Origin of the sequence: Cellvibrio zantedeschiae (genome assembly GCF_014652535.1) — a bacterium.
GTDB classification, from domain to species: domain Bacteria; phylum Pseudomonadota; class Gammaproteobacteria; order Pseudomonadales; family Cellvibrionaceae; genus Cellvibrio; species Cellvibrio zantedeschiae.
The window spans coordinates 117,147-130,540 of the sequence record NZ_BMYZ01000005.1; the positions used below are offsets into that span (position 1 = coordinate 117,147).

Genomic DNA, 13,394 nt, shown 5'->3' on the forward strand with positions numbered 1-13,394 from the left:
TCTATAGTCAGGCTGCCACCATTCTTTTACGTGTGTGTTTTTGATTACTACAGGATCATCATGACTTACGCTAAAGCTTTAGCTTTTCCACTGTTATTTTCACTTTGCGCATCAGCATTTGCCGAAGACAAATCCGGAGTCTTCTCCAGTGATTTTGATGACGATTCCAAATGGGCCTTGGTATATGGCGCCGAACTCGAAACGGCCCATGCACACTCGGGCGATAAGTCCATTAAAGTTGAGAACGAAGCGTCCATTCGTACCAAATCCATGGTGGCAGAAGCAGGTACTATGGAAGTTTGGCTGCGTACTTCCGCCCCTGTTACCAATTACAAAATCAAAGTGCTAGTAAATACTTCGCTCAGCAATGATTCCGGCTGGGTGCAAGTAGGTACCTTGGAAGGCAACAACAACGACACCGAATATCATGCCAAGCGTGTGTCTGTTGATGACCCGGGCAAAAAATATATTCGTCTGGATATAGAATCCGTTGGCGGCACAACGAATATTGATGACATTTCTGTCGACCGCATTTTATTAAGCACTGCGCTGCAAAAAAATCAGCAACTGGTGTTTGATGAAGTCATGGGCAAATTGCGCGATGACCAAAGCTATCAAGTGCAAACCGAAGCCTTAAAAAAACTTGGCGAAACTTATACGTCGCAAATTGAAATCCAACGTCAATACATTGAATACTCAAACGGTATTTATTCCACTATTTCGTTAGTACTCGCGACATCTGAGCGCAGCAAAATGGCCAACCCTTTGGGTTATGCTACCTTCAAACATGTTATTGACGATGTGAAGAAAGTTTCTTCACCCATTCAAAAAACTCGTTTGGATTCTTTGATTCGCCCCTTTGGTGACATTGCAACAGCATCTTTGAATGTTGTAACTGCCGGCGCATTTAATGCCTTTGCAGAACCTTTCAAATCCATCGTTGCAACCACATTTGAAAAATCATCTTACGAGAATGCAGGCGTTAGCAAAGAAGCGCAAAAGTTTGCCGAAAAAAATGGTTTAAATACTTATCAAACTGCTGAGAAATTTTTAGGCGAGATTGAAAAAGAATTAGCCAAGGCCAACGGCCTGGATAAGGATCTTGTCGACATACAAACGGAAGTCGATAGATTCCGCAAAGACTTAAGCAAACATTTGAAAGATTATTTGGTGTACGGCGGCCAGGATAAACAATCAGAAAACTTTAACCGTGTGATGAGTAAAGATGACCAAATCCGTGCGACCGCGTTAAAAGCCATCAACGAAGGTTTTGCAAAACAAGCGGAGGCCGTACAAACACGTTCAAGCTCAAATGCGCAGTTGGTGCAGTTTATGTTGCGCGCTAATAGCAATATTGATGAGCTACAGGAATACAAAGAGCGTTTCAATCAGATTACGTCCGCGATGATTACCTTCTACGACAAATTTGATAAATCGATTGCGCCCGACCAAAACCCTTTCAGCAATGCAGATGACCGCAAAGCTTGGGAAATGCATGCGACAAAAACACGCAACTATATTCAACAATCGAAAGAAGCCTTTAAGAAAGCTTATTTGTAATTGTCGAGCAAAAATAAAAAGGCCTGCAGAGATGCAAGCCTTTTTTATTCTTCGCTAAATAGTGAGTCGTCGGCAACAAGTTAAATTAATTCTTACTACGATGAATCCTAATCACAAAACTCATCAAACGTATGCGCCGTAAAATATTGGCGAGGTGAACGCGGTTTTGTACACCGATGCAGAGATTAATCACGCTGTTGTGTGCATCGCGCTCTTGTACATTGATATGTTCAATACTGCCCGCTTCTTCGTTAATACGGTTGGCGATAGTGGCGATAATGCCACGTTCGCTTTTCACTTCAACACGCACATCCACCAAAAATTCACCGCTTACATTTGCAGCCCAATTAACCTGGCTAATTTTTTCCGGGCTGCTACGTAAATCTGCAATATTGCGGCACGTATCCTGGTGAATAACCAAACCTTTTCCTGAACTAATGTGGCCCACAATTGGGTCACCGGGAATGGGGCGGCAGCAGCGCGCAAAGCTAATCATCATGCCCTCGGCGGAATCGATGGTGATGGGTGCGTTGGTGCTGGTGCGAACTTTTATATCCGTTTCTGGTTTCAACAATTTCGCAACTGTCATCGCAATGCGATTACCTAAGCCAATATCTTCCAGCAATGCATCGAGCGATTCCATTTTGGTATCGAGCAATAATTTTTGTTGTTGCTCGTCGCTAAGCTGTTCGTAATTCATTTGCAAATCACTAAACGCTTTGCTCAATAAACGGCGGCCCAGTGCAATAGATTGATGATGGCGTTGGTTTTTCAAGAAATGACGAATCGCACTACGTGCTTTTCCAGATACTGCAAAATTCAACCAGTTTGGATTTGGTTGCGCACCTTGTGCAGTCATGATGGTAACTTTTTGACCGCTCGATAAAGGCTGCGAAAGTGGCGCAAGGCGCCCATTAATTCGGCAAGCAACACAGGCATTGCCAACATCAGTATGCACAGCGTAAGCAAAATCTACCGCGGTTGCGCCCGTGGGCAATTCAACAATTTTTCCTTTGGGCGTGAACACGTAAACTTCATCGGGGAAGAGATCGATTTTTACGTTTTCAATGAATTCGAGCGAGTCGCCGGCACGGCGCTGCATTTCCAGCAAACCTTGCACCCATTGGCGCGCACGGTTGTGACTGATGTTCACTGTATCGCTGCTATTAGATTTATAAAGAAAGTGCGCGGCGATTCCACTGTTCGCCATTTCATCCATTTCTTTGGTGCGAATTTGCACTTCAATCGGAACACCGTGCATCCCAACCAAAACTGTATGCAAAGATTGGTAGCCGTTGGCTTTTGGAATGGCGATGTAATCTTTAAATTCGCCCGCAACCGGTTTATATAAATTGTGCACTACGCCGAGTGCTCGGTAGCACGTGTCCACGCTGTCCACAATAATGCGGAAGGCGTAAACATCCATAATTTCTTTAAAGAATTTTTTCTTGGTGCGCATCTTTTCGTAGATGCTGAACAAATGTTTTTCACGGCCAATCACAATCGCCGTTAAATTTTCGCTGGTTAAACGTTTTTCCAATGCCGTTTGAATTTGCTCGACCAATTCTTTCCGATTGCCGCGCGCACTTTTTAGTGCTGCCTGCAAACGCGTGGCACGCAAAGGGTACATGGTATAGAAGCCGCGATCTTCCAATTCCAAACGCAAATCGTTCATTCCTAAACGATGAGCGATGGGTGCGTAAATTTCCAAAGTTTCTTTTGCAATGCGGCGTTTTTTTTCGGGTGGCATGGCACCGAGTGTGCGCATGTTATGCAAGCGGTCGGCAAGTTTTACCAGAATCACGCGCAAATCGTTGGCCATTGCCAGGGCCATTTTCTGGAAGTTCTCGGCCTGTTTTTCGGCGTGGGATTCAAATTCAATTTGGGTGAGTTTACTCACACCATCCACCAAATCTGCCACCGAATCGCCGAATTGTGCGGCTATGGCTTTTTTGCTGATGCCAGTGTCTTCAATTACATCGTGCAACATGGCCGCCATCAGGCTTTGGTGATCCATGTGCATGGTGGCAAGAATATCGGCTACGGCGAGGGGGTGGGTGATGTAGGCTTCGCCACTGCGGCGCTTTTGACCATCGTGGGCTTGCTCGGCATAGTAATAGGCACGCCTCACCAAATTAATTTGGGGCGCTTCCAGATAAGACGAAAGCCGATGGCTTAAGGCTTCTATGGTTTGCAATGCGTGCTCCGAACAGAAAATTTATAACATTAATCTAACAGTTACCCGAAGTGTAACGCCAAACACTGAACAAGAGGTGAATTTTAGGCAACAAAAAACCCGCTGAATCTGAGACTTAGCGGGTTTTTAACACAGCTCGCGACGAAATTAAATCTCGTTGTCGTATACGCGCTCTGGTTTTGGTTGTGGCAGAGTTTCTTTTTCCAAAAGAATGCTTGAATCGATAAAGCCTTCTTCGATTTCACGCAGGGCGATAACGGTTGGTTTATCGTTCTCTGGCGCTACGTGCGGCTCTTTACCACCAATCGCCAATTGACGTGCGCGACGGCTGCTAACCATAACCAACTCAAAGCGGTTATCAACGTGGTTCAAACAATCTTCAACAGTAATACGTGCCATAACTTAGTACTCAGCAAAAACGCGGCGAATGCCGCCTTAAAAAAGTGGGCGCATTATGCGCTAGATCAGGCAAAACTGCCAAGCGCTGCTTATAAAATAACCGCCACGGGGTGCCGGTTAGGTCAACAATTCTTCGATTAAAGCAGTGTGCTTATCTACCTGACGCGCCAAACGCAGGTGCTGGCTGGTAATTAGCGCCTGGAATTGGGCCAGGGCGGTGGTGAAATCGTCATTGATAATCAAATAGTCGGCTTCCACGTAATGCGACATCTCACTAATCGCCTCTGCCATACGGGCGTCGATCACCGCTTCCGGGTCTGTCCCACGACCAGTCAGGCGTTGGCGCAGGCAAGCGAGGGAGGGCGGGAGAATAAACAAGCTAACGGTATTGGGCATCAACTGACGCACTTGCTTTGCGCCCTGCCAATCGATCTCAAGGATTACATCTATGCCTTGTTGCAGGGTCTCTTCAACCCATTTTTGGGAGGTGCCATAAAGGTTGCTGAAAACGCGGGCGTGCTCCAAAAAGGCTGAGGCTTCGATCATTTGCTCAAAAGTCGCATGGTCCACGAAATGGTAATTCACTCCGTTTACTTCGCCCGGACGCATGGGACGCGTGGTGTGCGATACCGAAACGCAAACTTCGGGATTGGATTTCACCAAGGCTGAGACCAAACTGGTTTTCCCTGCACCGGAGGGTGCCGAGACGGTATAAAGCGTACCAAGATGAGCCATGTTAAAACCCTGCGCCAAAAACAAAAATGATAGGTGCAAATTATGGCACAGCTTTTCTTTTTATGGGCGGCCGCGCCGCGCTTACTGTAATTTAACTCTTTCCAGCCCGGTAACTTGTGGCATAGTAGCCACACTTCCTGCCCAGATCTTAACCATGCTGCAACAACTTTTATCCATCACCCAAACTGCTGAACGACTACGCGTTCGCCCGGATTACGTACGTGAATTGGTGCGCAAAAAACGGCTCACGTTTATTCACGGTGAACAATTAGACGCCGCGCAAGTAGAAAAACTCGCCAAGCTTATGGATAAACTCCGCAACAACGGCATAGCGACCTTGGTACAAATAGTCGATGACAAGGGCGAACTGGAATCTGAATAGCCACGCGGCTAACCAAAACGAAAAAACTCAGCCGAAGCTGAGTTTTGGTAGGCGTAAATTAAAACTTAGGTCGCTGCAGGATAATCCGTGTAACCCACCGCCGTTGCCCCATATACCGTATCCCAATGCACCTCTGCCAAAGGCAAACCTTGCTGGAAGCGCGCCAACAAATCCGGGTTGGCAATGTATTTCGAACCAAAAGCCACCGCCGTAGCGCCACCGCTATTAATTAAAGCCTCTGCGGATTCTTGCGTGAATTTTTCGTTGGCGATGTAGGCGCCACCGAAAGCAGCCTTGATTTTATCGCCGATAGAATCTTCATCTTGATATTCGCGTGCGCAGATAAATGCAATCTTGCGCTTAGCCAATTCGCTCGCCAAATAGGTAAATAGCGCCACCGGATTTGAATCACCCATGGTATGTCCGTCGCCACGCGGTGCTATGTGAAAACCAACGCGACCAGCGCCCCACACCGAGATAACCGCATCGGCAATTTCCAACGCAAAACGCGCGCGGTTTTCAATAGAACCGCCATATTGATCGGTACGGTGGTTGGTGCTGTCTTGCAGGAATTGGTCGATCAAATAACCGTTGGCACCATGAATTTCCACACCATCAAAACCTGCCGCCTTGGCATTTTCAGCACCCTTACGGAAAGCCTCCACAATGCCCGGAATCTCACTGGTCTCCAATGCGCGGGGAGTTACATAAGCCTTTTCCGGGCGCACAAGGCTGACATGGCCGCTCGGTACAATAGCACTTGGGGCGACTGGCAACTCACCATTTAAAAACATAGGGTGGGAAATACGGCCAACATGCCACAACTGAAGCAGAATCTTGCCGCCTTTGGCGTGTACCGCGCTGGTAACTTTTTTCCAGCCCTGGACTTGCTCATCAGACCAGATGCCCGGTGTACGTGCGTAGCCGACACCCATGGGCGTTACTGCGGTAGCTTCACTAATAATGAGGCCTGCGTTGCTGCGTTGCGAATAATAAGTCGCCATTAAATCATTGGGAACGCGGTTATCAGTACCTGTGCCGCGCGAGCGCGTCAGGGGCGCCATGATGACGCGATTAGCCAACTGCAAATCGCCAATTTGTACAGGCTCAAATAAAACAGACATAAAACCACCTCAGGAATACACGAATCATCAACAAAACAACCACAGGGATTGCGCTGATAACTCAATGAGGTAGGCAGAGCAAAACTTCAAGGCGAACCTCTTAAGTGATTACAAATATCATGTGGCCTAAAGACGGCATTTTTTTAAAAGCCGTATGGCTTGCGCTGTACGCGACTCAAATATTTATTTGCATCATCGTCATCGATGAACTTTTCTTTTACCGGATTCCAACGCAATTTTCGTTTGGTGTGCATAGCAATGTGGTGCAACAAACAGGTTGAACAAGCGCGATGGCCAATTTCAGCCGTCGCAATATTCGGTTTGCGGGAAATTATTGAATCCAGCCAATTCCCATGTTGTTCTTCACTGCGATACAAATGAATTTCGTTAGGACCAATAACGCTGCTCAATATTTTGGGATCGCTCGCCGTGAGCGGATCAATTTTTGGGCCGCTTGGATCACTCGCCGTAACTGGGCCACTGCGCGTCACAAAAATCCAACCGTCTTCGCCAATAAATTTAACACCGTTGGGTAAATCGCCCGAGATTGTCATAAGCACGCCGTTGGCGTAGCGTGCAAATGTTTTAAATTTTCCGTGCACATTCCATAAGCCGCTGGTGGGAAATTCTGCATCGCCCCAAATTTCAATGGGACCCGTGTGTTCGGTATCCATCCCCCAATGCGCAATATCGACGTGATGCGTGCCCCAACCGGTAATCATCCCCGAGCCAAATTGCTCGCAGCGCAACCACCCCGGGCGATCAAAACCAACCTGTGGATGCACGCGCGTTTCGGTGTAATAAACTTCAGGTGTAGAACCCAACCAGGCATCGTAATTAAGATTAGGCGGCACTGGCATTGGCGGCGCCTCCGGGCCCGAAGGGTCACCCGGCAAACCAATTTCAACTTCCAAAATTTTTCCAACACGGCCATTGCGCACTAACTCACACGCACGATGAAATTGTGGCCAGGGATTTAACGAGCGCTGTTGCGAACCAATTTGTAAAATTTGTTTGCTTTTGGCAACTGTATTGGCGAGCTGACGTCCCTCATGAATCGTTAGCGATACCGGCTTCTGCAAATACACATCTTTCTTTGCACGAATTGCATGCGCTGCTAAAACGGCGTGCTGGTGATCTGGAGTTGAAATAATAACGGCATCAATATCTTTATTGGCAAGTAAATCACGGTAATTAGAATAGGTAAGAGTGCCGTTGTAATCGCGCGCTGTTTTCTTCGCATAATTTTCATCAACCAATTGCTTGCCTGCTGCAAGCCGATTGGTATCGACATCACACACTGCCAGTACATGCGCGTGATCATATTTCCAAACTTCTGGCATATCATGACTACGCGAGATTCGGCCCACTCCTATAGCACCCACATTAATGCGATTGCTCGGTGCATTTTTTCCAAATACGCTGGAGGGAACAATAAGCGGAAATCCAACGGCTGCCGTTACACCAATACCTGATTTTAAAAATTTACGTCGACTAAATTTGTTATTTTTCATACTGGCACCTTATGCGCTTTGTTTGCATTGGTCGTTCAACTATTCGATTAAGCCACCACCGGTTTAGTTGCGTTTTTCTGCGCTTTTAATACAAGTTCCGCAGCTAACAACGCCTGCTCTTGGTTTTGCGAAATTTCAGTGCGGTTTACAATATCTGCTACAAACTCTTCGCCGAAAGGCAATTTCACATTGCTGCAATCCAGATAGCGCGTTGCTTTTTTATCGACAATAACTAAATGGTTTCCACCTGATTTACCTGCAGGATCAACATATTTCCGCAACTCAATATAACCTTCAGTACCCAAAATAAATAAACGGCCATCACCCCATACTCCCAAGCCATCGGGCGTAAACCAATCAACGCGCACATAACCTGTGCCGCCATTTCCCGTTAGCATCATATCCCCAAAGTCTTCAAAATTTGGGCGATGCGGATAGGCAAGATTTCCTGCTTGCGACGCCACGACTTTTGCTTTGGTTGAATTGGTATAAAACAAAAACTGGTCAGCTTGATGTGAGCCTATATCTGTAAGAATTCCACCATACCGACTTTTTTCAAAAAACCACGCAGGCCGAACAGGTTCGTTAACGCGATGAGGTGCGAGATTAACTGTTTGGATAACTTTACCAATTGCACCTGCATGCACTAGCTCGCCAGCTTTGACGGCAGACGGAACTTCTAAGCGCTCCGAATACATAATTGCGAATTTACGTTTGGTTTCTTTAATTGTTTTGCGCACGTCACTCAATTGTTTTAGTGTGGTAATTGCAGGCTTATCGCTAAGGAAATCTTTTTCGGATTTCATAACTCGAATACCCAAGGGAGCGCGTTGATCAGGAATAGGTGCAGCCAGAACCAATTGAATGGATTTATCCTGTAAAATTTCATCTTCAGATTCCGCAACTTTCACATCGCCGAATTGTTTGCGGAAATCTGCTAATTGTTTTTCTTTTAAACCTTCGGTGTTGGTGGAAAGCACCGAAACTAATTCACCGCCACCGCGCAATACTGCAGCAGTCATACTCATAATGTGGGAATGATCCAAACCAATTACTGAAAATTTTACTTTGTATTTTGGTTTTGTATCTTCCGAAGAAGGTTTTACTGTTTCACGGATTATTTTTCCTGCATCTGCCTGCGCAAAACTTTCACTTGCAATTGATGCCATGCTTGCAAGCCCGGCCATTTGCAAAAAACTTCTTCTATCTAATGGATTCATTTGTTGTCACCTGTAGAGCTGGAAGATTGTTGCTTCGCCAATAATTTCGTTTCCGTAGACTGCCAATTAACCACGTGGTAAACAGCTGGCACTGTGCCTATGTTTCGCAAAGCGTGAAGGGAGTTGGTGGAATTAAAAACAACAGAACCCGGACCCAACTTTTTTCGCTCACCGTTAGATAGCACCTCCACAGTTCCCTCGCGGATAATTACCAGTTCTTCATTAACATGTCGGTGCGGCGCATGTGAATTTTGGCCCGGCAACAAAGTTGTGACATGCAATTCAAGTTCATCAAGCGTAGCCGTCGGGCCTTTAATCACTTGACGATATTCACCAACATCGGTTTTTTTTACATCCATGTTATTCCAATCATAAACGGAAGCGGAAATGAGTGGCACAGCAGAGCTGGCGAAAGAAAAACTTATACAAGTAAGACAGACGGAAATAAAAGCAACGCTTATATCGCGGCGACTAATCATGGATGCGGCTCCACAAAGTAAATGCAGAAATGAGGAAATTTTTTATCTTGTTAACTGCTTAAAACGAGCGAGCTGTTGATACGCAATTATTGGTATTGATGTTTGCGTAGTCAGCCTCAAGCTCGAATGCTGGTCGATAATAAACCTACTGACAGCACTTGTATACAAGGCCATCTACCAGCAAGGAAGTTTATTAACGCCATCTTCTATAACTAAACATTCTAATTTCAACGACAAAAACCGCTCAACAAATAATCAACATTGCCGCTATTAGCTTTAACAACTCTTATTGGATAAAAGTAAAACAGGAGTAATAAATGATTATTGCCAACGCGCAAATTGCCATGAACGCCAGCCATGACTACCGAGAGGAACATACAGTTAGCGAAAAGCTCGATTTCTGGTTAGCTGGGCCACCGCTTTCAACCACCCCCGAAGAAACACCTACCAATCGCTGGGATGAGCAGGTCACCATCTCTGCGCGCGGATTCTCCCTGCTCGAACTCCAACGCAATCGCTACAAAGTGGATTTGAACAGCCAACTCGATGCCCGCTCACGCGTCAACCTGATTATCTTGCAGCGCTTGTACGAAGCCATTACCGGCCAACCCATGAACATGGTCGAACCGCTTGAACTAAAAGGCGAGGACACACCCACAAAACTCGATGTAGATGCCGCTCCAGCGAGCAGCGAACAATCGCCTGGTTACGGCATGATTTATCGCCACACCGAGACTTACAAAGAACAAGAAAAACTGGAGTTCAATGCCCAAGGCGTAATCCACACCCAAGATGGCCGCGCCATAAATTTTTCTTCTTCACTCACCATGAGCCGCAGCTATGTTGAAGAATCCAGCCTGACCATACGCGGAGGCAACGCGCGCAAAATTGACCCCATAGTGATTAATTTCGATGGCGAAGGCGTAAAGCTCAGCCAAACAAAATTCAAATTTGATTTAGATAACGATGGCAGCGCCGAGCAAATCGCAAGCCTGCGCCCCGGTAATGGTTTTTTAGCGTTGGATAGAAATGGCGATGGAGCCATCAACAACGGCAGTGAACTTTTCGGCCCCAGCAGCGGCAGAGGTTTTTCAGAACTCGCGCAATTTGACGAAGACGGCAATCACTTTATCGACGAAGGCGACAGCATTTATCACAAACTGCGCATCTGGAGCTTTAACGAAGACGGCTCGCAACAATTAGTCGCACTGGGCGATAAAAACATAGGCGCAATTTTTCTTGGCCACGTTACCAGCCCCTTCCAATTAAAAGACGGCAACAACCAATCCGCCGGTGAAATTGCAAATTCGGGAATTTATGTAAAAGAAGATGGTGATACAGGAATTGTGCAGGAGATTAATTTGACGGTTTGATGCTAAAGTTATAACAAATTGTGTTAGTGCTTAATATCATCAGATTTATTTAGAACCAATACATAAGCATAAATAACCAAGGCACTCTAAGGTGCCTTGGTTTATTTATAGGTAGATCTTTTTTAACGCGCGATAGATCTCCATCCATAGCGGCCATTAAAAGCATCGCCCCAACATACCATTTGCCCCTGATCCAAGGCACAAGTATTTGAGCGACCTGCCGCAATTGCAGTTGCATTTATAAATGGGATCTCAAAACTTTGTTGGAGCACGCTATTCCAGCAAGTGGCCTTAGTATCATTTAGCGCACACACTTGGAAATCTCCACCATTCAAATCGCCAATCACCAGCGACTTGGCATTTGTTACCGAAACAATAGATCCCTCCATACTCACAGGGCCATCTTCTCCCCAGCAACGCACACTCCATGCGTCACTTACACAAGTTTTGCTTGCTCCGACAGCAATAGCCTTAGGGCTGGAAAAAATATTTGATACAGGTGGAACAACTGACCCCCCCGAACAAACAACCGGATTCGGACCATTTACAAGCGCACAAACATTGTCATTTGAGGACGAAAGCCCAAGTATTGTACCTATATTGTCAGCCGGCGTTTTAGAGAGATCGACATCTCCCTTACAACTCCAATTGGAAGAAGAGGCAGCACAAGAGAAACCACTGTCGATAGTACCCATAGCTAAATATTTGGGGGCACCAACTGAAGCTGGCATTTGTAACGCCGTCAAATCAAACCCCCAACACCCGAGTATATTCGCACTGTTCGCTGCACAGAAACCGAGATTATTAACTGCCAATTGAGTTGCACCGCTCAATGTTTTAATCATCGAGGTTTTGTTTGTCTGATCATTGGTTCCATCGAGACAATTTACAGCTGTGCTTGTAGCTACACACAAGTGATCCCCTTTGAAACCTAAAGCCACAGGTGAGCCCACTGAAAATCCAGGTTGGGTAAATTGCGCACCCCAGCAAACAACGCCTGTAGAATCTAAAGCACATGTACGATTTTTCCCCGCAACAACTTGAATCGGCGCATTCAAACTCGGAACAGTAGTTTGACCAGCATCATTATTTCCCCAACATTTCACACCGGACTCACCCAAAGCACATGCATGATTGAAACCAGCACTAACCTGTGTAAATGAACCATTTGGATATTGAATTACGCTCGCATCAGCATCTGAGGCTTTTCTACAATCAAGCAATGAACTTGCAGTTATTGCACAAACGAATGAACTGTCATCAACACCACCAACAGTTAGAGATTTAGGGTTAGATGCTAAAGAAGCTCCCGGGACAGCAAGCGAATCCACACATGACACAGAACCAGTTGCAGTTTTTATACAGCCCTTATCTAGCAAATATGCGGCAGAGAGAAGCGTCGGTGTCTGACCAAGACTGTCCCAACAGCGTTTGCCATCCCCAGACATGGAGCATGCCCCATCAACAGCGACACTGATTTTTGAAGGATTATTCAATCCAGGGATTTCCCTCGCTACATCCATTGCACTCCAACAAACAACTTTCGACACTGGAGAAACAGCATCCAATACACACGCATAACCCCAACCAACCGATACCATTTGAGGGTTAACGAACGCATTTGACGGAGCATTTAATGCAGCATCACCCCAACAAAGAACTTCTTTCCCTTGAATCACACAACCCGAATTATCCATGTAGTTACTTAGTCCAATAGATGTTGGCTTACTACTAATTTGATTCGGCCACACTTGATCCCCCTTCGATCCCTCCAGGTTAAACTCAGTGGTTTGATAATCATTCATAGCCGCAGGCAAACTATAAGGTGATGTTACATTCGAAATTTTTGTTGCACCGTAATTCAAATCGAATGAAGTAGCTCCCACTGGATTGCTCCAAGAGAATGTTAAATAACCAGGTTTAACAGTTCGAGATACAGTTACACTCAAGGCCCCACTAGAAGCGGAACCTGAGCTCGAAGTCGAGCCCGTACTAGTAGATCCCGAGCCACCTGTAGACCCTGTGCTACTTGTTGAGCCTGAGCTACCGGTAGAGCCACTACTACTTGTGGAGCCTGAGCTACTGGTGGAACCGCTACTACCTGCTGAGCTGGAACTGCTGCTGGTAGCAACTCCATAAACAATTTCCCGCTCTATAGAGTTTGTCACCAAGCCACTATTATCTGTAGCAACAACTTTAGTCTTATATGATTTTGCAACGCTAGGTTTAAAATCATAAGAATACGGAGCAATCGTATCCGTGGAGGAAAGAATTCCGTCAACGTAAAAGGCTACATTGTTGATAGTGCCATCTACATCTGCCGCTGTGGCAGTGAGCGTGATCGTAGACCCTGTACTGTAAGTCAAACCATTTGACTGAGGCGAAGTCAAAGAAACTCTCGGAGCACCTTT

General features: G+C 46.1%; 11 protein-coding genes. 3 read left to right on the forward strand and 8 right to left on the reverse strand.

Annotated features, from left to right (window positions below):
• Positions 1-60: 60 nt before the first annotated feature.
• Positions 61-1,560: a BAR domain-like protein A BdpA gene (gene bdpA / locus IE104_RS18745; protein WP_189421399.1), complete on the forward strand. Its 1,500-nt coding sequence runs from the start codon at positions 61-63 to the stop codon at positions 1,558-1,560.
• A gap of 85 nt (positions 1,561-1,645) precedes the next feature.
• On the opposite strand, the gene spoT is transcribed toward bdpA, so the two are convergent.
• From spoT to gmk, 3 genes are all read right to left on the reverse strand, one after another.
• Complete coding sequence (gene spoT, locus IE104_RS18750) at positions 1,646-3,757, reverse strand: bifunctional GTP diphosphokinase/guanosine-3',5'-bis pyrophosphate 3'-pyrophosphohydrolase (protein ID WP_189421401.1); 2,112 nt, start codon at positions 3,755-3,757, stop codon at positions 1,646-1,648.
• 147 nt (positions 3,758-3,904) lie between these two features.
• The gene (rpoZ, locus tag IE104_RS18755) at positions 3,905-4,156 is read right to left on the reverse strand and encodes a DNA-directed RNA polymerase subunit omega (RefSeq protein ID WP_189421403.1); all 252 of its coding nucleotides are present in this window, start codon (positions 4,154-4,156) and stop codon (positions 3,905-3,907) included.
• Positions 4,157-4,273: 117 nt separating this feature from the next.
• Entirely contained in the window at positions 4,274-4,891 is a 618-nt protein-coding gene (gene gmk / locus IE104_RS18760) for a guanylate kinase (protein ID WP_189421406.1), read from the reverse strand.
• Positions 4,892-5,045: 154 nt separating this feature from the next.
• On the opposite strand from gmk, the gene IE104_RS18765 reads away from it, so the two are divergent.
• On the forward strand, positions 5,046-5,273 hold the full coding sequence (locus tag IE104_RS18765) for a hypothetical protein (protein WP_189421408.1): 228 nt from the start codon (positions 5,046-5,048) through the stop codon (positions 5,271-5,273).
• A 65-nt stretch (positions 5,274-5,338) separates the two neighbouring features.
• On the opposite strand, the gene IE104_RS18770 is transcribed toward IE104_RS18765, so the two are convergent.
• From IE104_RS18770 to IE104_RS18785, 4 genes are all read right to left on the reverse strand, one after another.
• Complete coding sequence (locus tag IE104_RS18770; RefSeq protein ID WP_189421410.1) at positions 5,339-6,397, reverse strand: alkene reductase; 1,059 nt, start codon at positions 6,395-6,397, stop codon at positions 5,339-5,341.
• A 143-nt stretch (positions 6,398-6,540) separates the two neighbouring features.
• Positions 6,541-7,911 carry a Gfo/Idh/MocA family protein gene (locus IE104_RS18775; protein ID WP_189421412.1) on the reverse strand — a complete coding sequence of 457 codons (1,371 nt, stop codon included), beginning with the start codon at positions 7,909-7,911 and terminating at the stop codon, positions 6,541-6,543.
• Positions 7,912-7,958: 47 nt separating this feature from the next.
• Positions 7,959-9,131: a Gfo/Idh/MocA family protein gene (locus IE104_RS18780; protein ID WP_189421414.1), complete on the reverse strand. Its 1,173-nt coding sequence runs from the start codon at positions 9,129-9,131 to the stop codon at positions 7,959-7,961.
• Positions 9,128-9,610, reverse strand: a complete 483-nt coding sequence (locus IE104_RS18785; protein ID WP_189421416.1) for a cupin domain-containing protein — start codon at positions 9,608-9,610, stop codon at positions 9,128-9,130. Before IE104_RS18785 ends, IE104_RS18780 begins: the two co-directional genes overlap by 4 nt.
• A gap of 317 nt (positions 9,611-9,927) precedes the next feature.
• Between IE104_RS18785 and IE104_RS18790 the strand changes: the two genes are divergently transcribed.
• On the forward strand, positions 9,928-10,983 hold the full coding sequence (locus IE104_RS18790) for an SPM autocatalytic domain-containing protein (RefSeq protein WP_189421418.1): 1,056 nt from the start codon (positions 9,928-9,930) through the stop codon (positions 10,981-10,983).
• Positions 10,984-11,105: 122 nt separating this feature from the next.
• On the opposite strand, the gene IE104_RS18795 is transcribed toward IE104_RS18790, so the two are convergent.
• Positions 11,106-13,394, reverse strand: a 2,289-nt coding sequence (locus IE104_RS18795) for an Ig-like domain-containing protein (protein ID WP_229838168.1), incomplete at its 5' end; no start/stop codon positions are given.

Bases quoted from the DNA above. Each gene is read 5' to 3' on its own strand.
- rpoZ (WP_189421403.1), bottom strand. From the start codon at position 4,156: ATGGCACGTATTACTGTTGAAGATTGTTTGAACCACGTTGATAACCGC.
- IE104_RS18780 (WP_189421414.1), bottom strand. From the start codon at position 9,131: ATGAATCCATTAGATAGAAGAAGTTTTTTGCAAATGGCCGGGCTTGCA.
- gmk (WP_189421406.1), bottom strand. From the start codon at position 4,891: ATGGCTCATCTTGGTACGCTTTATACCGTCTCGGCACCCTCCGGTGCA.
- IE104_RS18790 (WP_189421418.1), top strand. From the start codon at position 9,928: ATGATTATTGCCAACGCGCAAATTGCCATGAACGCCAGCCATGACTAC.
- IE104_RS18775 (WP_189421412.1), bottom strand. From the start codon at position 7,911: ATGAAAAATAACAAATTTAGTCGACGTAAATTTTTAAAATCAGGTATT.
- bdpA (WP_189421399.1), top strand. From the start codon at position 61: ATGACTTACGCTAAAGCTTTAGCTTTTCCACTGTTATTTTCACTTTGC.
- IE104_RS18770 (WP_189421410.1), bottom strand. From the start codon at position 6,397: ATGTCTGTTTTATTTGAGCCTGTACAAATTGGCGATTTGCAGTTGGCT.
- IE104_RS18785 (WP_189421416.1), bottom strand. From the start codon at position 9,610: ATGATTAGTCGCCGCGATATAAGCGTTGCTTTTATTTCCGTCTGTCTT.
- IE104_RS18765 (WP_189421408.1), top strand. From the start codon at position 5,046: ATGCTGCAACAACTTTTATCCATCACCCAAACTGCTGAACGACTACGC.